Origin of the sequence: Shimia sp. R9_2 (assembly GCF_017743735.1) — a bacterium.
GTDB lineage: Bacteria > Pseudomonadota > Alphaproteobacteria > Rhodobacterales > Rhodobacteraceae > Shimia.
In genome coordinates this window covers 273,378-297,606 of record NZ_JAGHRO010000003.1, presented here as the reverse complement: position 1 = coordinate 297,606, position 24,229 = coordinate 273,378, and the positions used below count along the sequence as shown (strand labels likewise).

25 protein-coding genes and 1 other RNA gene are annotated in these 24,229 nt (G+C 58.9%); 6 read left to right on the top strand and 20 right to left on the bottom strand.

Annotation, left to right across the window (positions count from 1 at the left end; genetic code table 11):
* Positions 1 to 25: 25 nt before the first annotated feature.
* The 5 genes from J7400_RS10050 to J7400_RS10030 all read right to left on the bottom strand — a co-directional run bounded on the left by J7400_RS10050 (position 26) and on the right by J7400_RS10030 (position 4,495).
* The gene (locus J7400_RS10050) at positions 26 to 1,063 is read right to left on the bottom strand and encodes a substrate-binding domain-containing protein (protein ID WP_209062699.1); all 1,038 of its coding nucleotides are present in this window, start codon (positions 1,061 to 1,063) and stop codon (positions 26 to 28) included.
* Positions 1,064 to 1,216: 153 nt separating this feature from the next.
* Positions 1,217 to 2,305, bottom strand: coding sequence for an ATP-binding protein (locus J7400_RS10045; RefSeq protein ID WP_209062697.1), 1,089 nt, complete (start codon positions 2,303 to 2,305; stop codon positions 1,217 to 1,219).
* Positions 2,306 to 2,437: 132 nt separating this feature from the next.
* Positions 2,438 to 2,959, bottom strand: a complete 522-nt coding sequence (locus tag J7400_RS10040) for a gamma carbonic anhydrase family protein (protein ID WP_209062695.1) — start codon at positions 2,957 to 2,959, stop codon at positions 2,438 to 2,440.
* Positions 2,959 to 3,600, bottom strand: a complete 642-nt coding sequence (gene gmk / locus J7400_RS10035) for a guanylate kinase (RefSeq protein ID WP_209062693.1) — start codon at positions 3,598 to 3,600, stop codon at positions 2,959 to 2,961. The genes J7400_RS10040 and gmk overlap by 1 nt, the downstream gene beginning before the upstream one ends.
* A gap of 4 nt (positions 3,601 to 3,604) precedes the next feature.
* Positions 3,605 to 4,495: a YicC/YloC family endoribonuclease gene (locus J7400_RS10030; RefSeq protein ID WP_247738731.1), complete on the bottom strand. Its 891-nt coding sequence runs from the start codon at positions 4,493 to 4,495 to the stop codon at positions 3,605 to 3,607.
* A 235-nt stretch (positions 4,496 to 4,730) separates the two neighbouring features.
* Between J7400_RS10030 and J7400_RS10025 the strand changes: the two genes are divergently transcribed.
* A complete protein-coding gene (locus J7400_RS10025) occupies positions 4,731 to 5,429 on the top strand; it encodes a PAS domain-containing protein (protein WP_209062691.1) in 699 nt (232 codons plus the stop codon).
* A gap of 147 nt (positions 5,430 to 5,576) precedes the next feature.
* Here J7400_RS10025 and J7400_RS10020 read toward each other — a convergent pair whose 3' ends face one another.
* From J7400_RS10020 to J7400_RS09950, 15 genes are all read right to left on the bottom strand, one after another.
* On the bottom strand, positions 5,577 to 6,296 hold the full coding sequence (locus J7400_RS10020) for an alanyl-tRNA editing protein (RefSeq protein ID WP_209062688.1): 720 nt from the start codon (positions 6,294 to 6,296) through the stop codon (positions 5,577 to 5,579).
* The gene (locus J7400_RS10015; RefSeq protein WP_209062686.1) at positions 6,293 to 8,752 is read right to left on the bottom strand and encodes a DUF3772 domain-containing protein; all 2,460 of its coding nucleotides are present in this window, start codon (positions 8,750 to 8,752) and stop codon (positions 6,293 to 6,295) included. The genes J7400_RS10020 and J7400_RS10015 overlap by 4 nt, the downstream gene beginning before the upstream one ends.
* 12 nt (positions 8,753 to 8,764) lie before the next feature.
* Complete coding sequence (locus J7400_RS10010) at positions 8,765 to 9,802, bottom strand: cysteine synthase A (RefSeq protein WP_209062683.1); 1,038 nt, start codon at positions 9,800 to 9,802, stop codon at positions 8,765 to 8,767.
* Between the two features lie 58 nt (positions 9,803 to 9,860).
* Positions 9,861 to 10,988, bottom strand: coding sequence for a gamma-glutamylcyclotransferase (locus J7400_RS10005; RefSeq protein WP_209062682.1), 1,128 nt, complete (start codon positions 10,986 to 10,988; stop codon positions 9,861 to 9,863).
* Positions 10,989 to 10,991: 3 nt separating this feature from the next.
* The gene (locus J7400_RS10000; protein ID WP_209062673.1) at positions 10,992 to 11,426 is read right to left on the bottom strand and encodes a TrgA family protein; all 435 of its coding nucleotides are present in this window, start codon (positions 11,424 to 11,426) and stop codon (positions 10,992 to 10,994) included.
* Entirely contained in the window at positions 11,423 to 12,634 is a 1,212-nt protein-coding gene (locus tag J7400_RS09995; protein WP_209062671.1) for a cyclopropane-fatty-acyl-phospholipid synthase family protein, read from the bottom strand. The genes J7400_RS10000 and J7400_RS09995 overlap by 4 nt, the downstream gene beginning before the upstream one ends.
* Positions 12,635 to 12,699: 65 nt before the next feature.
* Positions 12,700 to 14,127, bottom strand: a complete 1,428-nt coding sequence (locus J7400_RS09990) for a deoxyribodipyrimidine photo-lyase (RefSeq protein ID WP_209062669.1) — start codon at positions 14,125 to 14,127, stop codon at positions 12,700 to 12,702.
* A gap of 68 nt (positions 14,128 to 14,195) precedes the next feature.
* Positions 14,196 to 15,419 carry an aminotransferase class V-fold PLP-dependent enzyme gene (locus tag J7400_RS09985; protein ID WP_209063044.1) on the bottom strand — a complete coding sequence of 408 codons (1,224 nt, stop codon included), beginning with the start codon at positions 15,417 to 15,419 and terminating at the stop codon, positions 14,196 to 14,198.
* An 80-nt stretch (positions 15,420 to 15,499) separates the two neighbouring features.
* On the bottom strand, positions 15,500 to 15,916 hold the full coding sequence (locus tag J7400_RS09980; RefSeq protein WP_209062667.1) for an HIT family protein: 417 nt from the start codon (positions 15,914 to 15,916) through the stop codon (positions 15,500 to 15,502).
* 123 nt (positions 15,917 to 16,039) lie between these two features.
* The gene (locus J7400_RS09975) at positions 16,040 to 16,483 is read right to left on the bottom strand and encodes a hypothetical protein (RefSeq protein ID WP_348540162.1); all 444 of its coding nucleotides are present in this window, start codon (positions 16,481 to 16,483) and stop codon (positions 16,040 to 16,042) included.
* A gap of 201 nt (positions 16,484 to 16,684) precedes the next feature.
* Complete coding sequence (gene acuI / locus J7400_RS09970) at positions 16,685 to 17,677, bottom strand: acryloyl-CoA reductase (RefSeq protein WP_209062665.1); 993 nt, start codon at positions 17,675 to 17,677, stop codon at positions 16,685 to 16,687.
* 105 nt (positions 17,678 to 17,782) lie between these two features.
* A complete protein-coding gene (locus J7400_RS09965; RefSeq protein ID WP_209062662.1) occupies positions 17,783 to 18,886 on the bottom strand; it encodes a dimethylsulfoniopropionate demethylase in 1,104 nt (367 codons plus the stop codon).
* Positions 18,877 to 19,392 carry a DinB family protein gene (locus J7400_RS09960; protein ID WP_209062660.1) on the bottom strand — a complete coding sequence of 172 codons (516 nt, stop codon included), beginning with the start codon at positions 19,390 to 19,392 and terminating at the stop codon, positions 18,877 to 18,879. Before J7400_RS09960 ends, J7400_RS09965 begins: the two co-directional genes overlap by 10 nt.
* On the bottom strand, positions 19,392 to 20,096 hold the full coding sequence (locus J7400_RS09955; RefSeq protein WP_209062658.1) for a DUF1326 domain-containing protein: 705 nt from the start codon (positions 20,094 to 20,096) through the stop codon (positions 19,392 to 19,394). Before J7400_RS09955 ends, J7400_RS09960 begins: the two co-directional genes overlap by 1 nt.
* 2 nt (positions 20,097 to 20,098) lie before the next feature.
* Positions 20,099 to 20,902 carry a DUF2182 domain-containing protein gene (locus J7400_RS09950; protein ID WP_209062656.1) on the bottom strand — a complete coding sequence of 268 codons (804 nt, stop codon included), beginning with the start codon at positions 20,900 to 20,902 and terminating at the stop codon, positions 20,099 to 20,101.
* A gap of 81 nt (positions 20,903 to 20,983) precedes the next feature.
* Between J7400_RS09950 and J7400_RS09945 the strand changes: the two genes are divergently transcribed.
* The 5 genes from J7400_RS09945 to ssrA all read left to right on the top strand — a co-directional run bounded on the left by J7400_RS09945 (position 20,984) and on the right by ssrA (position 24,156).
* Complete coding sequence (locus J7400_RS09945) at positions 20,984 to 21,730, top strand: FadR/GntR family transcriptional regulator (protein WP_209062654.1); 747 nt, start codon at positions 20,984 to 20,986, stop codon at positions 21,728 to 21,730.
* Positions 21,731 to 21,841: 111 nt separating this feature from the next.
* Positions 21,842 to 22,327 carry a twin-arginine translocation signal domain-containing protein gene (locus tag J7400_RS09940; RefSeq protein WP_209062652.1) on the top strand — a complete coding sequence of 162 codons (486 nt, stop codon included), beginning with the start codon at positions 21,842 to 21,844 and terminating at the stop codon, positions 22,325 to 22,327.
* Position 22,328: 1 nt separating this feature from the next.
* A complete protein-coding gene (locus J7400_RS09935) occupies positions 22,329 to 22,961 on the top strand; it encodes a ferric reductase-like transmembrane domain-containing protein (protein ID WP_209062650.1) in 633 nt (210 codons plus the stop codon).
* 78 nt (positions 22,962 to 23,039) lie between these two features.
* Positions 23,040 to 23,687: a TenA family protein gene (locus J7400_RS09930; protein WP_209062648.1), complete on the top strand. Its 648-nt coding sequence runs from the start codon at positions 23,040 to 23,042 to the stop codon at positions 23,685 to 23,687.
* 119 nt (positions 23,688 to 23,806) lie between these two features.
* Positions 23,807 to 24,156, top strand: a transfer-messenger RNA (tmRNA) gene (gene ssrA / locus J7400_RS09925).
* Positions 24,157 to 24,229 lie beyond the last annotated feature (73 nt).

The window sequence follows — 24,229 nt, the reverse complement described above, 5'->3', positions numbered from 1 at the left end:
TTGTTTCATCGACACTCAGGTCGGATTAGCTGTCGCCACCCATGGTTTTCTCAGCAGCAACTGCATCCTGAGTTTCAACCAGTGCTGGGTCGGACACGAGGCCGTACTCTGCCAGAGGGCCGTCGCCGCCTGCGATCTCATCGGAGATGAAGAACTCAGCATATTCTTTCAGGCCTGGGATCACGCCGATGTGCGCTTTCTTCACGTAGAAGAACAGCGGGCGGGATACAGGGTATTCACCGGTGGAGATGGTTTCGGTGGAAGGCTCAACGCCCGCCATTGTCGCCACTTTCAGCTTGTCGGTGTTGTTCTCATAGAACGCCAGGCCGAACACGCCGATGCCGTTTGCGTTGGCGTCGATGGATGCCAGAGTCTCGGTGTAGTCACCGTCAATGTCCACGGCGCGGCCGTCAGACATCACTTCCAGACATGCGTCTTCTGCATCGTCCTCAGACATGCCAGCCGCCATCATCGCTTCAAAAGCGCCAGTGGCTTCACAGCCCGCTGCAACAACTTTCTCTTCGAACACTTCGCGGGTGCCGTGCTTGGTGCCTGGGATGAACGCCAGGATGTCTTCTGCTGGCAGGTCAGCGTTGAAGTCGGACCATTTCTTATGCGGGTTATCAACCAGCTTGCCGTCAACCATCACTTTTGGTGCCAGCGCGTTGAAGATGTCAGACTGCGTGAAAGCCACATACTCAGGGCCGTTCAGCTGGGAAGCAAACACGATGCCGTCATAACCGATGCGCACTTCGATGATGTCGGTCACACCGTTCTCGGCACAGGCTTTGATTTCTTTGTCGCGGATTTTGCGGGACGCGTTTGCAACGTCGGTGTGCTCGGTGCCAACACCCTGGCAGAAGCGCTTCAGACCTGCGGAAGACCCACCGGATTCAACAACCGGGGTTGGGAAGTCGAAGTTTTCGCCGAAAGCTTCTGCAACGATGGAAGCGTAAGGCAGAACCGTGGAGGAACCGGCGACCTGAACTTGGTCACGCGCGGCGGCAGAAGTGGCAGCAACGGCCGCGATGGCCAGAGCAGAGGCAGTCAGTTTGACAGACATTAATTTAACTCCATGTGTTGTGGACTGTGTCGTTGTCAGTCTCACGACGCGGTCTAATGCGCCTGTTCGAAGCTTTTGTGACGGCTATGTAACAGCTGTATGACAGTGGGCCAGAAAATATGTCTTTTGCGCAAAAAAGACGTTAGGTAAAAGTTAACGCAGCGGAAGCAACACCTTGAAAACACTACCTTTACCCACCACGCTGTCGATCTGCAGACGCCCCCGGTGACGGTTAATAATGTGTTTTACAATTGCGAGTCCAAGGCCGGTTCCGCCCATTTCCCGCGACCTATGAGAGTCGATCCGGTAAAAACGCTCCGTTAAACGTGCAATGTGCACAGAGTCGATTCCCGGACCGTCATCTTTGACCGCCAGCGCAAAGCCTGGCCCCATCACGCCATTGCTATTGCTGCGCTCTTTGAGGGTCACAGTCACCTGCGTGCCGTTCCCGCCGTATTTCAGCGCGTTCTCCACAAGGTTTGTGACAACCTGCAAAAGCTGATCCGCATCGCCTGCCACCACGGCCGGATCGCGCTCCCGCTCATAGATCAGCGCGCAATCGTTGTCTTCTGCCATTGGCCCAAGATTTTGCAGCACAGAGCGGACCACCTGATCCAGATCCACCGGATCCGTGGGCCGCATCCGTGAAACCTCTTCCACACGGCTCAAAGACAGCAGATCCCCCACAAGGCGGTTCATCCGGCTTGCTTCTGCCGACATGATGCCAAGGAAACGGTCCTGCGCCTTGGGATCCGCCCGCGCAGGCCCTTGCAGGGTCTCAACGAATCCAAGGATTGCGGTCAGCGGCGTGCGCAGCTCGTGACTCACATTGGCCACAAAGTCGCGACGCATCTGATCGAGCTGCTGCATTTCCGTGACGTCCTGAAAGCAGATCAGCACACCTTTGAAGCTCTGCCCGCCTTGCGGCAGTCGCAAACCCCGAGGGCCGCTGTCATCAGGTGTCAGTGTCACAGGGGAGCAGGTCACATCATAGCGGTGTTCCTGCGGGCCTTCGCTGTGCAAATAGATCGCGCGCTGCGCTTCGCCCTCGCGCAGACAGTCCTCAACCGCCGTGTTCAGGCTCGGCTGACGAAACACCAGGATCAGGGGGCGATCCCCATCCGCATGCGGGTTCAGCTTCACCGCCGCCGCATTGCCGCCAATGATCCGGGCGCGGCTGTCCACCAGCACCGCCGGTAGCGGGATGGCCTCCAGATAAGACCTGTAAAACTCACGCTGCATGTCGACTCCCTGCCTCAAACACCGCGCCAATCCGGCATGGCGCACTTGCAAGGCTCAAACCGCAGATTTGTAACAGAGATATGACAAACCCGGCCAGCAAAGCCAGCTTTGTCATATTTCACCGCCCACGCGTCAGATTTCGCGCAGCCCCGTTTTGTAGCGCAGGAAGTTCTCCTGATAATGCAGCGCCGACAGCCGCAGCTTGGCAATCGCCGCCTCATCCAACGCGCGCACCACCTTGCCTGGCGTGCCCATCACAAGGCTGCCATCCGGGATTTCTTTGCCTTCCGGGATCAACGTCCCTGCACCGATCAGGCAGTTCTTGCCAATCTTGGCCCCATTCAAAACGATTGCGCCCATGCCGATCAGGCTGTTCTCGCCGATGGTGCAGCCATGCAGCATCACCTTATGGCCAATCGTGCATCCAGCGCCGATCGAAAGCGGAAAGCCCATATCCGTATGCAGCACGCAGTTTTCCTGCACATTGGAGCCCGCGCCAACACGGATTTCCTCGTTGTCACCGCGCAACGTGCTGCCAAACCAGACCGAAGCACCGGCTTCCAACACCACATTGCCGATCAGATTGGCATCCGGCGCGCACCAGCTGTTCTCGTCCTGCTGCGGCTGCACCCCATCCAGCTCGTAAATCGCCATCAGGACATCTCCTCAAACTGCATCTGCAACTGGCGCACATGGTCCTGCAGCTCCGGCTGCTGAATCCGGCGCATGCGCTCGGCTTCGACAATGGTTTTCAAGCGCGCTTCAGTCTCATCCAGATCATCATTTACCAGCACATAGTCATAATAGCCCCAGTGGCTGATCTCATCCCAGCTCTTGAGCATCCGCTTGGCGATCACATCTTCACTGTCCTGCGCGCGGGTTTCCAGACGGCGGCGCAGCTCAACAATGCTTGGCGGCAGGATAAAGATCGACAGCGCGTGTTTGCCGAGATCCGAATTGCGGATCTGGATCTCGCCCTGCCAATCCACGTCAAACAGCACATCCTGACCGGAATCGATGGTCTCTTTCACAGGGCCCGCCGGAGAGCCGTAGAAATTCCCGAAGACGTGTGCGTGCTCCAGCATCTGTCCTTCCGCCACCTGCGCCTTGAATGCATCTTCTTTCATGAAGAAGTATTCGCGCCCGTGCTCCTCGCCGGGGCGCGGCGCGCGCGTGGTGGCAGAAACCGAAAACTTCAGGCCAGGATCCCAGGCCATCAGGCGCCGCGCCAGCGTTGATTTCCCTGCGCCGGAGGGGCTCGACAAAATGATCAGAAGGCCGCGTCTGTTGCTCATAGTCTCATTCCACGTTTTGAACCTGTTCCCGCATCTGATCTATCACGGCTTTGAGGTCCAGCCCAATCCGCGTCAAATCCACCGATTGCGCCTTGGAACAGAGCGTATTGGCCTCACGGTTGAATTCCTGCATCAGAAAATCGAGTTTGCGGCCAATCGGGCTTCCGGTTTCGATCAGCCCGCGCGCAGCCTCAACATGGGCGCGCAGCCGGTCCAGCTCTTCCATAACGTCGGATTTCACGGCCAGCATCGCCAGCTCTTGTGCCACCCGAGCTTCATCAGCTCCATCACTGTTCTCAAGAACCCGCGCCAGATTGCTGCGCAGGGTGTCCGCGCTTTCGGCCCGCCGCGCCTCTGCCGCCTCCGCAGCCTGTGCGGTCAGTGTTTCAATCTGGCTGAGCTGATCCATCAACACGGCCTGAAGCGCTTGACCTTCTTGTTGGCGCATCGCCTTGAAGCTCTCAAGCAGCGCCGGGACCTCCGCCATCAGCGCCTGCAACAGCGCTTTGGTGTCGGTCTCCTCAGAGGTGGTTTCCAACACGCCCCGGATGCCCAGTACATCGCTGGCCTTTGACGGCGCGAGTGTCACACCGGCTTCTGCCGCCTGTGCCTCTGCCGTCTTGATCGCACTCAGCACGGCGACCAGCTGTCCGGCGTTCACCGACAGCGCGCCCTGCTCTTCTTCTTTCTGAACACGCAGCGACAGGTTCACGCTCCCGCGTGACAGCGCCTTGGACAAAGCGCCGCGCACCGCTGGCTCCAGCCCCTCAATCCAGTCAGGCACCCGCAGACGCAGGTCCAACCCCTTGGCATTCACACTGCGCAGATCCCACGTCCAGCTGTGTCCCAGCGCGTCTCCCTTTAGGGACGCATATCCTGTCATTGACTCCAGCATCAGATCCTCCTGCCGCTAAGCTATTGCTGCACCTAAATCTATTCTGAGCTGAAGAGCAATGTTAACGCGCCGATGCGTTAACCAATTTTGACTATTTTGGGCGCAAAACAAATAAAATGTGAGATAAGTGTTTTACGAGTTGTAAACGCTTTCCGTTCCGACAGATAATCAAGAAAGAACGAAAGCTTCTGCGTACGAGTAACGACTAACGCCATAGGTATTCGGGGAGAGAGTTGTGAGAATTTTTGGAGACGGAAAATCTGGTGCCGCCAAAGTGCACAGCATCGAGGTGATGCAGGAGGTGAAAGCCTACTGGGAAGGTCTCCGCGATGGAGACTCCATCCCATACCGCAGCGATGTTGATCCGCGCCGTATCCAGAAACTCCTGAAGCACGCTTTCATTCTGGAGCGTATTGCACCGGGCCTCGCCCGCCTGCGCGTCTCCTGCAACACCCTGTCTGACGTGATGGGCATGGACATGCGCGGCATGCCAATGTCTGCCCTGATCAACGGCGACTCCCGCGAAGGTTTTGGCGAAGTGCTGGAAAAAGTGTTCTCCGCACCCGCCGTAGGCCGTCTTGAGCTCACCTCCCGCCGCAGCTTTGGCCGCACCGGTCTGCAAGGCGAAATGATGCTCCTGCCCCTGCGCAGCGACTCCGGTGAGGTGAACCGTATCCTCGGCGCGATCACCATCGATGGCGACGTTGGCCGCAGCCCGGAACGCTTTGATCTGGAAGGCAGCTTCCTGCGCCGCATCGAAGCCGCAAGCGAGAATAGCTCTGAGCCGGTCGCGACAATCCTGCGCCCGCAGAAAATTTCCATGCCTCAGTTTGATCCTGCCGCTCAAAGCGCCAAAGCGCCCAAGACAGCTGTGCAGACAACTCTGGCGCCCACCAAACATGCCCACCTGCGGCTTGTGGTGACTGACAGTTAAGACCTCTGGAGATCCCTCCACTGGTCACGAAAAAGGCGAGGTCTATTTGGTCATGGCACCTCGCCTTTTTTCGTTTTTTACCGTGAATTCAAAGCGCTAAAGAACACAGCTCGCGCATAGATGTTGCGCTTGAGCCCCGCTGCGACTTTACCCCTCAAGATGAAGATATACGCGGCGGTTCTGACGCCCTTTTTTCTCGATCTTGCCGATCCGCACGCGTCCAATCTCAGCGGTGCTCGCCACATGTGTACCGCCGCAGGGCTGCAAATCCACCTGTTCCGTGTCAGAGCCGATCCGCACCAGCCGCACACGACCGGCGCCTTTAGGCGGAGCGACAGACATGGTCTTCACAAGCCCCGGATTGGCTTCCAGCTCCTCATCCGTGATCCAGGTCTCTGATATTGCAAAATCCTGAGAGATCAGCGCGTTAAGCGCTTCCGTTAAGGCCTCTTTGTCCTCAGGCGCCTCCGGCATATCAAAATCAAGCCGGCCTTTCTCGGTGCCAATCGACCCACCGGTCACCGGCAGCGGGATCACCACAGACAACAGATGCAGCGCCGTGTGCACACGCATGTGGCGGTGACGACGGGGCCAATCTAACACCTGCATCAGCTGCGCCCCTACGGGTGGCAGCTCCTCCGGTTCCGAAGGCAACAGCGCAATGCCGCCTTCCGGCACTTTGACAGCCGTGGCGATTTTCAGCGTCTTACCATCCCAGCGCAGCTCGCCGCTGTCGCCGGGTTGTCCGCCGCTGGTGGCGTAAAACAGCGTCTCATCCAGCAGGATGCCGCCTTCCGGCGTGTGTCCGATCACCTTTGCTGGTGCTTCCTTCAGATACGCATCTTTCAAAAACAACAAGTCCGTCATCGCCCCTCCCCGTCAGGCTCCCCCTCAGCGGTCCCGTCACCGCCCATATCCTCCGCGTCAGGCGGCGTCAGCTTGCTCTTGGCGGACACAACTGACGCTCTGGCCTCCGCATCCATCGGCTTCGGCCCGGTAGCAGGTGCAGCACGCAAAGCTTCCGGATTGCGCAGCCAGATATCGCGCTGCGCAAAAGGTATCTCGATGCCTTCCGCAACAAACCGCTCCGCAATCGCGTGGTTGAGATCGCTTTTTACGGTCAGCATCCAGTTCACATCCCGCAGAATAGCGCGGATTTCAAAGTCCAACGCATCCGCGCCAAAGCCCTGAAACACCACTGCCGGTCCCGGATTGGCCAGTACCATCGGATGGCCCTCTGCAATTTCCATCAGGATCTTCTCAACCCGCCGCGTATCGGTGCCATAGGCCACGCCCACCGGCACAATCACACGCCCAACCGTGTTGCCGCGCGTGTAGTTGGTCACCGTGCCAGAGATCAGATCAGAGTTCGGCACCACCACATCTGTGCGGTCAAAGGTCTCAATCCGTGTGGAGCGCACCGAAATATCGCGCACATAGCCCATCTGGCCGCCGACCTCGATCCAGTCGCCCTCGCTCACCGGGCGCTCGATCAGCAGGATGATCCCGCTCACAAAGTTGGACACGATGGTCTGCAGACCAAAACCAATTCCCACAGACAACGCCCCGGCAAACAGCGCCACATTGCTCAGGTTGATGCCAGCAATCGACAGGGCCACCAGAATGGCGATGAAATTACCAATGTAGCCGGCACCGGACACAATCGCCGTCTGCCCACCCACATCCACGCGCGTCTTTGGCAGGATGTTGTCGCGCAGAAAGCTCTGCATCAAACGCGTGATGCCGTGACCGATCACAAACACCACAATCAGGATCAGGATCACCCGCGGTGACAGGGTCAACCCGCTGAAGCTCAGCCCGTTGTTCCACTGGGTCCACAGCTCCTGCAAATCCGCAGTGCGCACACCCCAGGTCAGGGCCAGTATCGGCAGCGCGGCAATCACCATGGCGATGCCCGTGATCACCGCCGCCAGTGAGCTTTCATCGTCATCGCGCCCTTCCAGCGCGGCGTAGACCTTCTGGATCACCCGTTGGGAAACCAGCAAGAAACCCACCAACAACATGGTCTTGGCGGTGGAGAAAATCAGGAAACTGCCGCCGCGCACCAGACCAGCCAGCGACACCGCGATCCCGACAACCGCAGCGCCCATTGCAAAAACCGCCAGAATACGCAGCATTTGCTCAAGCGCAGACCGGCTCAGCGAGGTCTCATCGGTCAGGCTATGGGCGTGTTTCTTGCCCAGCAATGCGATCTGCACCAGACAGAAAGCCGCCAGAACGCAGAGCACAAAGAACACCACCGACTCTGTGCCGCGATCCCAGCTTTCAAAGCGAGACATTTCGCTGGTAAGCGTCGCCAAAGCCAGCAATGCGCCCAGCACCGTAGCCGCCCGACGTCCGCGACGCTTGTCTTTCTCCGTTAGATTGACCGGCATCAATGGACGCTCATGGCGGGAGAAAAAGCGCTCTCCAAGCCATTTGGCCACCAACAACTCAAAGGTCATCTGCGGCAGCAATGACAGAACCACGCCACCGCGCAGCCCAGCCAGATCAGTGGCATAGACCGCCTCTGCCAAAGCCACCGCGCCCAGCATCGGCAACAGCACTTGACCAAAGGATAGCAAGAAGACCGAGATCCAGCGCAGCGCCGACATATGCTCGCTTTGAGAAACAATCCGGCTCAGGGCGGCATCGGTCCAGCGCATACCGCGCGTCACCAGCAAGGCGCCAATCGCCAGATAGAACAGCATCAGCGGCAATGACTTGCGCAGCTCATGGCGCAGGCGCTGCTGTTTCCAGTTGCCCTCAAACTCCAGCGTCAGCAGGCGGATGGTCTTGCCCACTTCAACAAAGGCCGCAGGCCACAGCGAGGGGATCAGTGGGATTGGTCCCGGTTCCAAAAGCAATTCTGTCTGTCGGTCGCGCAGCAAAGCATCAATCGCGCGGATCAGCTCATTGGCCTCCGCTTGGGCGAGCTCTGCTTGCCGGATTGGGGCCTGCGCCTCAGAAAGCTGGGTTTCCAATCGCTGCCGCTCGGCCGCCACATCAGCGGCCTCACCGCCCTCAGGCACCGGCCCCAGACGGTTGAGCTGTGCCTCCAAGGTCTGAGAAGACACGCTGCTGCGCGAACTGTCGGCGGCAAACTGTCGGCGCCAGTCCACCAGCTGTTTGCGCAGCTCGGTCATCGCGCCTTCAGAGGCGCGATTGTTTTCAATGGCCAATTCGGCACGGGCCGCGACGGAGCGCCAATCCTCGTAGTTTGGCCCGGCATCTGGCCCGCTGGCACTTTGCGCCCAGACCGCCGTCATCCAGACAACCAAACACAGGGTTGCCGCTAGCAGGGTCCGGGCGAAAGCGCGCATCGTCAGTTGCCCTTAGACGTCTTCAAACACGCCCGGAATGCTGGATGGGCCTTTGTTGCCCAGCCATTCCGGGGTCGGCAGGCCTTTTTCCTTCAGGAACGCCGGGTTGAAGAGTTTGGACTGATAGCGTGTGCCATAGTCACAGAGGATGGTCACAATGGTGTGGCCCGGGCCCATCTCTTTCGCCATGCGCACCGCGCCCGCGATGTTCACACCGGAAGAGCCGCCAAGGCACAGGCCTTCGTCCTGCAACAGATCAAAGACATAAGGCAGCGCCTCTTCATCAGAGATCTGGTAGCTCATGTCCGGAGTAAAGCCCTCAAGGTTGGCCGTGATCCGGCCCTGACCGATTCCTTCGGTGATCGAGCCACCTTCGGACTTCAGCTCACCCGTGGTGTAGAAGCTGTGCAGCGCCGCACCCATTGGGTCGGCCAGACCGATTTTCACGCCTTTGCTCTGAATGGCTTCGGCCACACCCGCCAGCGTGCCGCCAGAGCCGACCGCACAGATAAAGCCGTCCACTTTGCCGCCGGTCTGTTCCCAAACTTCGGGGCCGGTGGTTTCCACATGGGCACGACGGTTGGCAACGTTGTCAAACTGGTTTGCCCAGATCGCGCCGTTTGGCTCGGTCTTGGCCAGCTCTGCGGCCAGACGGCCAGAGTAGCGCACATAGTTGTTGGGGTTGCGGTAAGGCGCGGCGGGCACCTGCACCAACTCCGCACCCGCAAGGCGCAGCATATCTTTCTTTTCCTGAGATTGCGTCTCAGGGATCACAATCACGGTCTTGAACCCCATGGAGGCGCCCACCAGCGCAAGACCGATCCCGGTGTTGCCGGCGGTGCCTTCCACAATGGTGCCACCGGGCTTCAGCTCACCGCGCTCAAGCGCATCTTTGATGATGTAAAGCGCCGCACGGTCTTTCACCGACTGGCCAGGGTTCATGAATTCCGCCTTGCCGTAAATCTCACAGCCGGTCGCCTCGCTCACTTTGTTGAGACGGATCAAAGGGGTGTTGCCGATCGCTTGGGCAAGATCACGGGCAATATGCATGTTGCGCGGTCCTTTTATGGATGTTTGAAAACCTGTGTAGGCAAGGGCGCGCCGGAACTCAAGCGGTCCTGCGCAGACGATCACGATGGCGTGCCAACCACAGCGCCGCCAGCACCAGCGGCGCATTCACCGCCTGCATCTGATCCACCATCTCCATAAGCCTGTCATAGCTGAACAGATAAGAGCGGATATCCTCTGCCTCCTGATCCAGACCAGAGACACCGATCACGTCATCCGGCAGATCCGCGAGCCCGACAAATATGTTGTAAAATTCGGTTGTGCAGCCCGGCGAAGCATAACAATTGGCCACCTCATGCAGCGCGCCCAGCGTCAGTCCAGCTTCTTCCTCAGCCTCTCGACGCGCGGTGTTCTCCGCTGTTTCCCCGGCATCAATCCGCCCGGCAATCGGCTCCAGCTGCCAAGGCAACGCATCGCCACGCACATAAGGTCCAGGCCGGAACTGCTCAATCAGCATCACACGGTCACGCACCGGATCATACGGCAGCACGATCACCGCATCTGTCGCCACAAATACCGCTCGCTCCACCATCTCGCTTTGCGCACCGTCATAACGGCGAAAGCTCAGGGTCAGCTCATCGAGCGTGAAATACTTTGCATAGGGGCGGTTCAGCATCACATCGCTGACGTCGTCGCGGGTCATACCGCTTGGGCTGACCGCCAGATTGCGCGCTTGCGCCTGTGCTTTGGATGTCGCCCGCGCCCGGATCATCGGCAGCATCCTGTCCACGTCCTCTCGGCTGCGCGTGCCGAAATAGCTCATCTCCTCGATGGCACCAAACACCGCTGCCACGCCATATCGTTCCTGCCACGCGCTGAGTGACCAAGGCCCATCCGGCACCCAACCCGCGTCTTCGCTTTTGAACACCTCCGTGGTCTGGGTAGTGCCATCAAGATCCACAGTGACCGGCTCAAGATCATAATCAAAGCCGCCCTCATAGAACTCCAAGCGCGCCACATCCGCCTCGGTGAGCGCGCCAATCCAAAGCCCCTCGGCAACCTCGCCCGGCGCGTCCTTGATGATCGGGAAATCCTGCCCCTGCACCGCATAAACCGCGTGATCCTTCAGGCGTGCGGGCGCCAGCTTCAGCGCTTCGGCGGTTTTTCCAAGCACAGCCTCAAGCAAAGGCACGTGTCGCAACGTGCCATACACAAACAGATTTTTCATAAATCAACCCCAGCGGCGATAAGCAAAGTTGGTGACATATCCGCTGATCACAATGCCAACCGCAAGGGTGATATAGACCGGCGTCGCTGCGAGATATTGCCCATATTTCAACGCGATGGTCACAATCATCTCAAGCGCCTCAACCGGTTCGTCAAACCGTCGGCGCATGGCAAGCCTGAGCATCTCGATGGTGCCAAACACCGCCAATCCCCAGAACACCAATGACACGACACCCAGCATCCCCAAACCGATGGAGCCGCTGCGCCCCGCACGCGGCCCCATAATGCGCCAGCCAACACAAAGCCCCACAGCTGCGGAGATCAACGTCATATAGCCGGGGTTTGAGCCTTCCGGCATTTGCGGTTTGGCGAATTCCGCCACAAACCCGCCGACCACGGCGAGTGAGATGGCAGCAATCAGTTTGTTGGATGAGATCATGCGCCCGGTTTGGATATTGTGATTTGCGTTACGTCACAACTTCCACTGTGAAACGCCGCGGCACAAGAGGTTAGGTAAAAATTCCACATCCTGCGAAACCTTTCATCAAACCCCATGGGCTGAATACGCTCCCATTGCGCATTAAACGTGTCATACCAGCGGCGCAGGGTCTGGCTGTAGCTCTCGCCAAATTCAATCGACCCGGTGAACAGCAGACCTGCCTTCTTTACCTCATCCTTGAGCGCGGTTGGGCTCGGCAGCATGCCACCCGGGAAGATGTATTTCTGAATGAAATCAACGCCCTTCCGATACTCTTCAAAGCGGCTTTCGGTGATCGTGATAATCTGCAGCGTGGCCTTGGCACCGGGCTTCAGACGATCCCGGACGGTTTGGAAATAGACCGGCCAGTATTTCTCGCCCACGGCCTCAAACATCTCGATGCTGGCAATCCCGTCATAATGCGCGGTCTCGTCGCGATAATCCTGAAGCTTGAAATCCACAAGATCAGAAAGACCAGCCTTTTCAATGCGATCCTGCGCATATTTGAGCTGCTCTTCTGAAATGGTCAGGCCGGTCACACGCAGCCCGCGCTCCTTGGCGGCATATTCCGCAAAACCGCCCCAGCCACAGCCAATTTCCAGCACGTGATCGCCGGGCTTCACGCCCATCTGATCCACCATGGAGGCATATTTGGCGGTTTGCGCCGCCTCCATGCTCTCTTGACCAGTTTTGAACAGGGCCGAGCTGTAGGTCATCGTGTCATCCAGCCACAGACCGTAAAATTCATTCCCCAAATCATAGTGATAGCTGATGTTCTTCTTGGCCTGCGTCTTGGAATTGTTGTTCATCCAGTGGCGCATACGCTCATAGGCGCGCACAAAGAACATCCCCGGAAAACCGTCGTACAGCGCGTCATTGTCCGCGCGCAGAAAATCAAAAAACGCCTGCAGATCCGGCGTGCTCCACCAGCCTTCCAGATAGGCCTCAGAGAACCCAAGTTCGCCTTCGCGCATCAAGCGGCCAAATGTATCGCCATTGTGCACATGCATCTCACAGACCGGACCGGGCTTTGGACCTTCGGCTCGGAACACACGGCCATCCTCCATCACAAAATCAATCCGCCCGTGATTGATCTTTTGGGCTGTCGCAAAAACAGCGGAAAAATAGCGCGGCAAGTTGGTCTCACCTTGTGTTGAAGTCAGGAACATCTTTCTCCCTCCTCTTAGCGTGGTCTGAATCCTAGGCGCAGAAACCGCCTAGCGGCAAGAAATTATTAAGCTTTGAAAGCCTCATAGGCGGCCAAGGCCCGTGCGCGCCCTTCCGGCAGGCTGACAATCGGCTGCATCTGCGGGCGGTCAAAACCGGCCTGCCAACTGAGCGGCATCGCCTCAAAAAACAGCTGCGCAGTCGCGCTGCCAGCCCCCGCCTCATGCGCCAGCCAGCGGCGGCGATAGCGCTGATCGGGGTCAAACTTGTCGGCCTGCGTGTCCGGATTGAAGATCCGAAAATAAGGTGCCGCATCCGGCCCGCAGCCAGCCACCCATTGCCAGCCCATGGCGTTGGAGGCCGGATCCCAATCCACCAGACAATCCTCAAACCATTTCAGGCCCAGCTTCCAGTGAATGCGCAGATGTTTGGTCAGATAGCTGGCCACGATCATCCGCGCGCGGTTGTGCATCTTGCCGGTGATGTAGAGTTCGCGCATCGCGGCATCCACCACGGCCACCCCAGTGCGCCCCTGACACCAGGCTTGAAAATGCGGATGCTCCGGATCCTCAATCCAGTCAAACTGATTCCAGCCCTCGCGCCAATTGGCCTCCGGTAACTGCGGAAAATGCCACAGCAAATGCCAGGCAAATTCGCGCCATACCACCTCCTTAAGGAAATGCTCCGCGCCCGCCGCACCAGTCCCAAGCGCACGCTGGCCACCGTGCCACATCTGCGCCGGGCTGATCTCCCCAAAGGTCAGTGCATCAGACAATTCAGAGGTCGCCGCCTGATCCAACCGGTCCCGCGCGTCTTTGTAATCTGCGATTTTTTCATCCAGAAACCGCGCCAGAGTTTCCTGCGCGGCAGCTTCACCGGCGGCAACAAACTGCGTCACCACAGCGCCGCCGCGACGCATCTCTGCCGAAAGACCCCAGTCTTCCAGATCGTCGCTATCCGGCCAAACCTGCGGCGCTGTCAGCTTTGGCGCAGCAAGCGGTGCCTCTACAAAGCGCCCCCGCACAGCCTTCCAGAACGGCGTATAGACCCGATAAGGCATGCCCTGCCCGGTCTCCACCGTCCAGGGTTCGAACAATAGCGTGCCTGCAAAGCTTTGCGCATCAAGCCCCGCGGCCTTTAGTGTCGCTTTAACCGCTGTATCCCGTGCCACCCAATCCGGCGCATAGGCCCGGCTCCAATGCACCGCATCTGCGCCGGTTTCCTCTGCGATCTCTCGGAGTATGTCCGCTGGCGCACCACGGCGCAGGATCAGCCGAATTCCGTGCGCGTCCAGATCCTGCGCCAGCGCCCTTAACGACGACTCAAGCCGCAGCTTTGACGCTGCCCCCAGTCGCTTGACCACGTCGTCATATACAAAGACAGGCACCACATCCCCGCGTGCGGCCGCAGCCGCAAGGCCAGGGTTGTCGCACAGCCGCAAATCGCGCCGGAACCAAAAGAGAGTGGTGGCTTTGGAGTTTTGGTTCTGGGCCAAGTCTGGTTGTCCTATCCCGTATGTTTCTGAGTTTACGGGATTTTACAGAGAGTGGATCACACGAATCTTCACAAAACCGCGTCCAGCGCGTCAATCAGCCTTGAGACCTCCTGTTCAGAGGTGTAATGCACGAAGCTGACCCGCAAAACACCATGGATCACATCCACATTCATGCCCTCCAGCGCGCGCACCGCGTAGAAATCTCCGCCCCCCGCCATGATATCATGCGCCGCCAGCCGTTCGGCCAGGGCAGCACCGGGCGCTTGCGCAACCATCGCAACGGTTGGCGCGCGGTTTTCCGCATCTTTGGGGCCTAAAAGACGCACTGAATTGCGTGTGGACGCAAAATCAAGAAGCGGCTGTAAGAGCTTGATTTCATGATCTCTCATCAGATCATGCACCGCTGACCCAGTTGCCGCTGCGGTGCTGCCCATCACCCCATGGTGGGCGGCCAGCGCCTCAAAGTAGTCCACCATTCCGGCACAGGCCGCGACCTGCGCGTGATCCGGACCTGCCGGTGTGAACCGTTTGTCAAGCGTGCCCGCGTTGAAGTAATGCGCCTGATTGGGCAAAAGCTCCCCCAGCGTGCGCCGGATCACCATGATCCCCTGATGCGGACCATAGGTCTTGTAGCTGGAGAAAAGATAGATATCAGGCCCCATCGCGCCCACATCCGGCAACCCGTGAGGCGCATAGCTCACGCCATCGACACAGACAAACGCCCCCGCCGCATGCGCAAGCGCCGTGATCTCGGCCACCGGATTGATCTCCCCAACCACATTGGAGCAATGCGGAAAACACACCAGCCGCACACGATCATCAAGCAGTTCAGACAGCGCCTCAAGGTCCAGATGCCCGCTTTCAGGATCAATGCTCCATTCGCGCACTTCGATGCCCTCATCCGCCAGGCGCCGCCAGGGGCCGCTGTTCGCCTCATGGTCTTGGTTCGTGACGATGATGGCATCCCCTGGGTCCATCCACTGACGAAAGGCCTGCGCAAGAACATAGGTGTTTTGCGTGCTGGACGGGCCAAAGGACACCTCGTCGGTGTCCACCCCCATCACAGCGGCAAGGCGCGCACGCGCCTCATCCATCTCCGCTCCCGCCAGCTCTGAGGCGCGGTAAGGCGCATAGGGCTGCACCTTACGTTCGCGGTAAAACCGTGTGAGCCGCTCGATCACGGGCGCGCAGGTGTAGCTGCCCCCGGCATTCTCGAAAAACGCCTGCCCCTTCAGCGCATCCTCGCCAAAGGCCGGGAACTGGCTGCGTACAAACTCCACATCAAGCATCAGGGCTCTCCACTTTTGATTGCGTCAGAGAAGAGCCTTGATGCAGGGGAAGGTCAAGCGGGGATGCGCCCCGCCAAAACAGATTAAGCCAGCGCGGCCCGTATCTTATCGGCCTGCGCCTTCAGCACGTCAAAATCGGCCATGGTGCCCGGCGGGCGCACGCCCACACCTTCATGGCGCGGCAACACGTGATAGTGCAGGTGGAACACCTCCTGCCCGCCTGCGGCCTCATTGAATTGCTGAACGGTCACACCATCCGCATCAAACGCCTTCATCACCGCATGGCCCATCTTCTGAACCGTTTTCAGACAGGCGGCGAGCTGTTCGGGTGTTGCGTCCAGCATATTGCGGCAAGGCGTTTTCGGGATCACCAGACAATGGCCATCCGCGCGCGGCATGATGTCCATAAACACATAGGTGTCTTCATCCTCATAAAGTTTCTCGCTCGGGATTTCGCCCCGCAGGATTTTTGCAAAAATATTGTCGCTGTCATAAGACATGGCCACGCCGCTCCGCTGTGGTGGTGTTCGTTGGCCGCCAAGGTGCCTCTGCCACCCCCCGAGTGCAAGCCGATTTGCAACCGCACCCGACATGGGAGGTGAACAAAAAGCCGCGCGGGCGGATCAGAAGCTCATACGCGCATCCGCCGCCATCATCGCCTGCGCCATGGCAGCGGGTTTGGCGACACCCACACCCTCCAGAAGGATCTCCGGCCCCTGCCCCAACCCCGGCAAATAAAGCGCGCAGACCTCAACCTTTGCGCCGGGCAAGGTCATGATCTTCTGCATCAGCCCTTGAGGACTCACATCCATCGGCGGTTGCCCGGCAGTGGCGCTCTCCGGCGCATCTTTCAGCGCCAGCGCACCGCCCGCATCACACAGCAACACATGCGGAGCCGCCCCCTGTTTCGCCGCCTGAAGCGTCAACACCATCGCCATCAACTGCGTCTGCGGTTCGGCCTCGGTCAGAATGGTCACCAGCTTTGGCGCCTCCTGCGCTGCCGCAGCGCTAGCATAAAGACAAAGAGCAGTGGCAGCGGTCGCAAGGTGTGTTTTCAATCGGGTCACAATGACATCCTTTCATCCATAAATCAGACAGATGCCCGCAAAGGGATAATGCGGAGACATTTCTGGATGTCACAGCACCACAAAGCGATCTCCGCGCCTTTGATCGAAATCATATACATTCAATTATATGAATATGATTCTCCTCAAAAAAGAAAAGGCACCCCCGGAGGGATGCCCTGATACGTTCACTCTCGGTGTGTGTTAGGTGTTCACATCCACCACGACACGCCCCTGAACCTGACCTTTGAGAATATCGGCGCCCAGTTGCGGCAGATCCGACAAATTCGCAGGCTTCACCATTGCTTCCAGCTTCTCCATCGGCAGATCGCTGGCAATCCGCTGCCAGGCGCGCACGCGGTCTTCATACGGACGCATCACAGAGTCGATGCCTAAGAGGTTCACACCGCGCAGCAGGAAGGGGATCACGGTTGCAGGCAGACCTGCACCACCGGCAAGACCCACAGCGGCAACCGAGCCGCCATATTTCATCTGGCCCAGCACCCGCGCCAGCATCTCGCCACCCACGGCGTCAACACACCCTGCCCATGTCTCTGTTTCCAGTGGGCGTTTCACGGTTTCATTCAGCTCCTCACGCGCCACAATCTGGCTCACGCCCAGCGATTTCAGATAGTCAGCTGTCTCTGGACGCCCGGTGACACCGGCCACCTCATACCCAAGGTTGGCCAAAATCGCCACGGCCACAGAGCCAACGCCCCCCGCCGCACCGGTCACCAGAACCGGACCTTTCTCAGGTGTCACACCGTGATCCTCAAGCGCCATCACCGACAGCATGGAGGTAAAGCCCGCCGTGCCCACAGCCATGGCCTGTTTGGTGCTCAGCCCTTCCGGCAGCGGCACCAGCCAATCGGCTTTTACACGGGCTTTCTGGCCGTAGCCGCCCCAATGCACCTCACCCACGCGCCAGCCGGTCAGCACAACCTTGTCGCCCGGCTTGTAGCGCTCATCCTCAGAGCTCTCCACGGTGCCGGCAAAATCAATGCCCGGCACATGCGGATAGGCGCGCACCAGCCCGCCGCCTTTGGGGGACAGGCACAGCCCGTCTTTGTAGTTCACCGTGGAATATTCCACCGCAACGGTCACATTTCCTTCAGGCAGCTGGCTCTCATCCAGCTCCTGAATGGCCCCGCTGGCAAGACCATCCTCACCCTGCGTCATCACCAATGCCTTAAACATCTCATCTCTCCTAACTGTTGCGCCAAACGCCCTAGGCGCATGTCATTTCAGGTTTCTCATTCTCAAAATATCCCCGCCGGAGGCATTCAACCTCCGCCGCAGGTGTCAGCTCCAGAAAGCTTCCCAGACCGTGACCGCACGCACCCCATCCGGTGTCAGTACATCCAGCTCGGTACCGCCATTCCAATGGGTCATGCGCACCATGCCGATGGCCACATTGGTGTTAAAGTCCGGCGACCAGGCTGCACTGCTCACATTGCCCACATGCTGATCTCCATCCATCACCGGCCAGAGCCGGTCACAGGGCGGCACGGCCTCCCCATGGATTTCAATCGGCCGGATCTGACGCACCGGCCCTTCCTGTGCCACCCGCAACAATGCATCGCGCCCGACACAGCCAATCGCGGTGTTTGTGTTACAGAACCGCCCAAGCCCGCATTCATGGGGCGTGTTGTCATCGGTCATGTCATTGCCATAGCTCAGCAATCCGCCCTCAATCCGTTCAATCAGATTGGGACAGCCCGCGTGCACATCCAGATCCTTGCCCGCTTCCATAAGCGCGTTCCACAGGGGCATGCCAATGTCGCTGCCTTCCACATAGATCTCAAACCCGCCCTGTTTGGAGTAGCCCGAGCGCGCCACCACCAGATTGCGGCCCTGAAAATCAAACCAGCCAAAGCGGAAAAATTTCACGTCACGGATCTTGTCGCCAAACACCCGCACCATCAGCTCTTCGGCCTTGGGGCCTTGCACCGCCAGCGGGCTCACATCCGGCTCATCCACCAGCACATCCAGACGATAGCCATAGGCAATGCCCTTGACCCAGAACAGCAGATCACTGTCGGCAATGGAAATCCACCAGCGGTCTTCAGCCAGCTTCACCGCCACCGGATCATTCAGCATTCCGCCGGTCTCATCGACTATCGGCACATAGAAACACTGGCCTGGCAACATCGAGCGTAGATCGCGTGGGGTCAGCATCTGCATCAGACGTCCGGCATCCGGTCCACGCAGTTCCACCTGCCGCTCCACGGCCACATCCCAGACTTGTACCGCAGTCTTAAGGTGACGGTAATCTTCCTCAACCGAACGGAACACCGTCGGCAGAAGCATACGGTTGTAAACGGTGTAGGCTTTCACACCGGCAGCTTCGACACCGTCGGAGAACGGCGTGCGGCGCAGGCGCCGGGATGGAGAAATCAAAGCCATGTCGCGCCCTCCGGCAACAACGCCACATCTGTATCGCCGGGATCATGTCCAATGCTGGTCAGCATGGCATGGATCTGGCCACGGTGATGGGTCTGGTGGTTAAAAAGTTGCACCACACATTGCGCAACCGGTTTTTGCATATCCGCGTTCAGCATTTGGGCGTGCCATTTCAGATCGCCTTCCAGATCCTCCGCGCGCAGCGCCTCGGCCCACGCGGCGATCCGCCGGTCCACGGCCAAGCGCTCTTCAGACCAAAGAGCATAGGTCGCACAGAGATCCGCGTGCTGTTTGGCAGGCCATTTGGGCCCTGCGCCCCCGTCCAGACGGCTGATCCACAGGGTATCGCCCCACAGAATGTGGTTCAGCGTCGCCATGATCGATCCAAAAAATGCCCCGCGATCCTCGCGCAGCTCTGCATCGCTCAAAGTGTCGCAAACATTGCGCAACTGACTGTTTTGCCAAGCATTATAACGCGCCATCATCTGACAGTACGCAGGCGAAATCATTACCGCGGGCCTTTCCAGTCAATCGGGCAGATCTCTGCGGATTTGCCGCCAAAGTCCCAGACCCGGCCAAAGTCGCGCACTTTGGACTTCGTGCCCACAGCGGCAATGATGTCCGGCCCCATCCAGTATTTGGAGTTGGAAATCATCACCGGATGATCCGGGCTAGAACCCTCCAGCATCTCCACCTCACCCTGAATTTTGCGACCCACATAGAGCGCACGCTTCTTGCCATCCCGAATGATGTCGACCTTTTCGCGCTCAGCGGAGAAGATGTCGCTCACCAGCATGGTAAAGAGGCCCGTGGTGCCGCCCGCTTGACCCGAGAAAATCTGCAACAGACCGTTATAGGCCTTGCCGCTGGCGCGCTCATCCACATAGGCCGCCACACGCCAATCACCCTCGGCCATCTTGCCCGGGATATAGACCATCAGACCCACATTCAGCCCGCTCAGGTCTTCGCCCTCATAATGTCCCTCATCAATGGCAATCGCCATCCAGGCCTTACAGTCGCCTTCGGTGGGCGGATGCTGACCCAGTGAGACCACGCAGGGGCAAAATACGGTGCAGGAACAGTTCAGGATCAACTCGCCTTTGATCGCCCATTCCGTCGGCGTCATCTTACGGCGCTTGGGGTTGCTCATCCGGTTGTCGATCCGCTGTGACACCGGCAGTTTTTCTGCGTCAGGTTTACGCTCCAAAGCCATGTTTATCCTCCATAAAACAAGCTTGGCATGGCGATCAGAACGCCACCCCCAGCAATCAGCGCCACGCCCATGGGTTTGGTCACCCGATGGCCAATCTGTGGCAGTTTCTCAAGCACCATGAAAAGCGTGGCGAGGCCCATCCACAACAGGCTCATCACACCGCCGACAAAACCCAGCGCCATAAAGCCCCAGCAGCAGCCGACACAAAAGGCCCCAAGCCCAAGCCCCATGCGCAGCCCACCGTCAAAACCGGTGCGCCAGTGGCCAAGGAAATAGGTCATCGGGCTGTGGCACACTCCATGGCACACCTCTTTGGCACGGGTGAATTGAAACGCGCCCACGACGATCAGCAGACCTGCCGAGACCCAGGGGCTTTTCGCAATGCCGAGCATGTCGATCACGCCGCCAAACAGCAGAGCAAGCTGCACCCCGGTGATCACCGCCGCAAAGGCCACCCAGACAATCAAATAGCCCAGCAAAACGCCAACCCAGCCGCCCCAGCTGCCATCCGCAGAGGTCATCAGGCGCTGATAATTGGTCAATGTGGGCACCATGGTCGGCAGCATCATCGCCGCCATCATCACCGCCCACATCACGAACAGCGGGCCGAAATTCGCCATCGGCATATACATCGGCATGCGCGGATCCATCGCCGCCATACGCGCGCCCATCTCTCCGGGACGCCCGATCAGATCCACGTCCATCGACATGGCCATATCGTACATGACCCACCATGCGGCCAGAATGGCTACAAAGAAACTCAGCCATAAAATGCTTCTTACGGAAAGAAAATCAAAGCGCGACATCTCCCCTCCCTTGGCGACTCGTGCATTTCCCTATTTAATGTCAGACAATTGAAGGTGCAGCAAACATTAAATGTCAGACAAATGAAAATTGACCCCAAAAGCTCCGCCGACCTTTCGGCGCAAATCGCCAAATCGATCCGGGATGCCATCATTTCGGGGGAGATGATCGTGGATGAGCGCCTGCCCTCAGAGGCAGAACTGGCAGATCAGTTTCAGGTTTCCCGCCCCACGGTGCGTGAAGCGCTCAAACGTCTGGCCGCGCAAAATCTGATCCGCACACAGCGTGGCGCCTCCGGCGGGGCCTTTGTGCGCAGGCTGTCATATGACGAAGCCTTTGCCCAGCATATCACAACCAGCACGCTTTTGCTCTCCATGAATGCGGTGGATTTTGAAACCGCCTGTGAGGCCCGCTTTGCGCTGGAGCGCGCCTGCGCGCGCCTATCAGCGAAACGCCGCACCCCGGACCATCTGGCCACCATGCGCGCCGAAATCCATCGTCAGGCCCAGCCCGGCCTGTCAGACGAGCGGTTTTGTGATTCAGACGTGGCCTTTCACCGCGCGCTGGTGGATGGGGCTTCCAATCCGGTGCTGTCTTATCAACTGGCCGGCGCAGTTGAGGCGATGCAGCCCCTGATGAACATGATCACCTTCACCCAGCGCAACCGCGATGTGATCATCGGTTTGCACACCCGCATCGCAGACGCTCTGGAGGCTCAGGACGGCGCCGCCGCAGACACCGCGCTCGCTGAACTCACGGCCTATACCCTGACCCTTGGAGAAGAGGCCATGGCCGCCCGCGCCGCTGCCAAGGCGCAATCAGAGCGATAAGCCATCTCCTGCCTTTCCAAGGCAGCTCACGAATTTGTGTGCACTCTCCTTGCAGGGCTGTGGCACACTTTTGAGGACCGCACCTGTTCTTTTCGAGAAAGGAGCCTCCTCATGAATACCCCCTACTACAACCGCCGCCGCTTTCTCATCGGGGCGGGTCTTGCTGGCACAGCACTGGCGGTAGGCCTTGTGTCCCCCGCGCAGGCCGCAGGTCTAAGACCCACCCAAACCATGCGCGGCGGCTCAAACAACTATCGCCCCAATGCGCCGCTGGTCGATCGTCTCGGCTCAGGTTTCATTGTCTCCGGCACCGTTCTGCGCGCTGGCAACGGCGCACCGGTTGCCAACACCCGCATCCAGATCTGGGCCGCAACCACGCTTGGCGGAGAACGTGAGCCGCGCAATCACGGCTCGGTACTGACCCGCGCGGACGGCAGCTACAGTCTGGAGATGGAGCAGATCGTGCCAAACTTCGGAGAGCCGCATGCCCATCTCGCTTATGACGACAGTGCGTATAAAACACTCTTCCTGCGCCCGGTGATGCCAAGCGCGCAAGACACCTCGCTCACCGTCGATTTTGTGCTGCAGCCCGCCTAGCATGGCAGAAGTGACAGAGAAGCCCATAGCCACGCCTAGCAAGGCCGCGCTCATCTGGAGTGCGCTTGGCATGGCCTTGCTGTTGCCGTTGATCATAGCCTCCCAAAGCCCCTATCTCGCCTATCGCAACCTCGCCTATATCCTGGCCGGGTTTGCGGGCATCATCGCGCTGCTGCTGTTTTTTGTGCAACCTTTGCTGGCGGCCAACCAGCTACCCGGACTGCGCCCGCGCAGCGCCCGCCTCTGGCACCGCGCCACGGGCAGCCTGATCCTGATCGCCGTGGCCGTGCACATTGGAGGGCTCTATCTGACCAGCCCGCCGGATGCTTTGGATGCGCTCCTGCTGGTCGCGCCTACGCCATTTTCGCTCTATGGCGCGATTGCCTTTTATGGGCTGATCGTCACCGCGCTGTTGGTCACGCTGCGCCAGCGCCTGCCGCTGCGGTTTCTGCATTGGTCGATCCTGCACAACACGCTGGCCCTGATCATCGTGATCTCCACCGTGGTGCATGCGCTTCTGATCGAGGGCACCATGGGCACGGTTTCAAAATGGCTCACCTGCATAGCCGTACTTGCCATCACCCTCTGGGTGCTTTGGGACGTTCGGGTATGCCGCCCGCGCCGTCGCCGCTAAAACCTGCTTGCGGTTTGCCGCGTCAAACGCTTTTCTCCGCCAAAACGGGGCAAAACGCCCGACGGACAGGAGACCCCCATGCGCCCCACTGATCATCTGCGAGAGCTTGCCGGAGAAGACTGGATCGCCGCCACAACCCACCCGTTTTGCGCAGAGCTTGCAGAGGGCACATTGGATCTGGACAAGATGCGCTGGTATCTGGCGCAGGACTACCAGTTCATCGACGGCTTTGTGCGGCTCTTAGCCAGCGCCATTGCCCATGCGCCGTCACTCGCTGATTCTGTTCCAGCGGCGCAGTTTCTGGCTTTGGTCACAGGTCCGGAAAACACCTACTTCCTGCGCTCCTTTGAGGCGCTGGGCATGGACGAAGCCGCCCAGACCCCGCCGCCTGCTGCCCCCACCGAAGGTTTCATCGCGCTGATGGCAGAGGCCGCGGCATCGGGCCGCTATGAGCTGATGCTGGCGGTGCTCGTGGTCGCTGAATGGGTCTACCTCAGCTGGGCCACCCCGGTGAACCCGCCCAAAGAGGATCTGCCGTTTTATTTTGCCGAGTGGATCACCCTGCACGCGGGCGAAGGCTTCGAAGGCGTGGTGGACTATCTGCGCGGCCAGTTGGATGCGGTTTGGGCAACGCTGTCTGATGAGGCCAAAGCAGAAGTGGAGGCGCTGTTTCTGCGCGCCGCCAAACTGGAGCGCGCCTTCTGGGATGCGTCCTACGCCGCTTAACTTGCCAGCGGCGGCGCAACGTACGGTCGATTAACACAATTCAGCCGACCGAAATTCGCACCGCCGCGATACAGCCGCAATACAGACGCAATACCGACGCAGAAAAAACTCGTTAACACCCGCTTGCACACGCAACGGCTCCGGACTATCTAAAGGGTGTCTCCTCGGGGACTATGGACATAAACGCGCTTGTAATAAACGGATCGGACCCGGGGGCGGTACCCGGCGTCTCCACCAAACATCCTTCATTTGGGGATCATGGGGACGAAATAGGATCGACGGACGTCTAAAGAAGTTAGCTTTGTCTCGGCTGTCTGCCACCGTTATCGGCGAAAATCGTACAATTGCAAATGACAATCGTGCACCGGTAGCAGTCGCTGCGTAAGCAGTGCCTAACACCGAACTTTAAGCCCTGACGCTTGCAGCTTCAGGCGGGGTTCGCAGGTACCTGGCAACAGAAACCTGCACCTAATTTAGGTTAAGACACTACCCACAAACCTGACGAGAGCTTTGGAATCCAACGTGAAATTGGTTAATGGCTC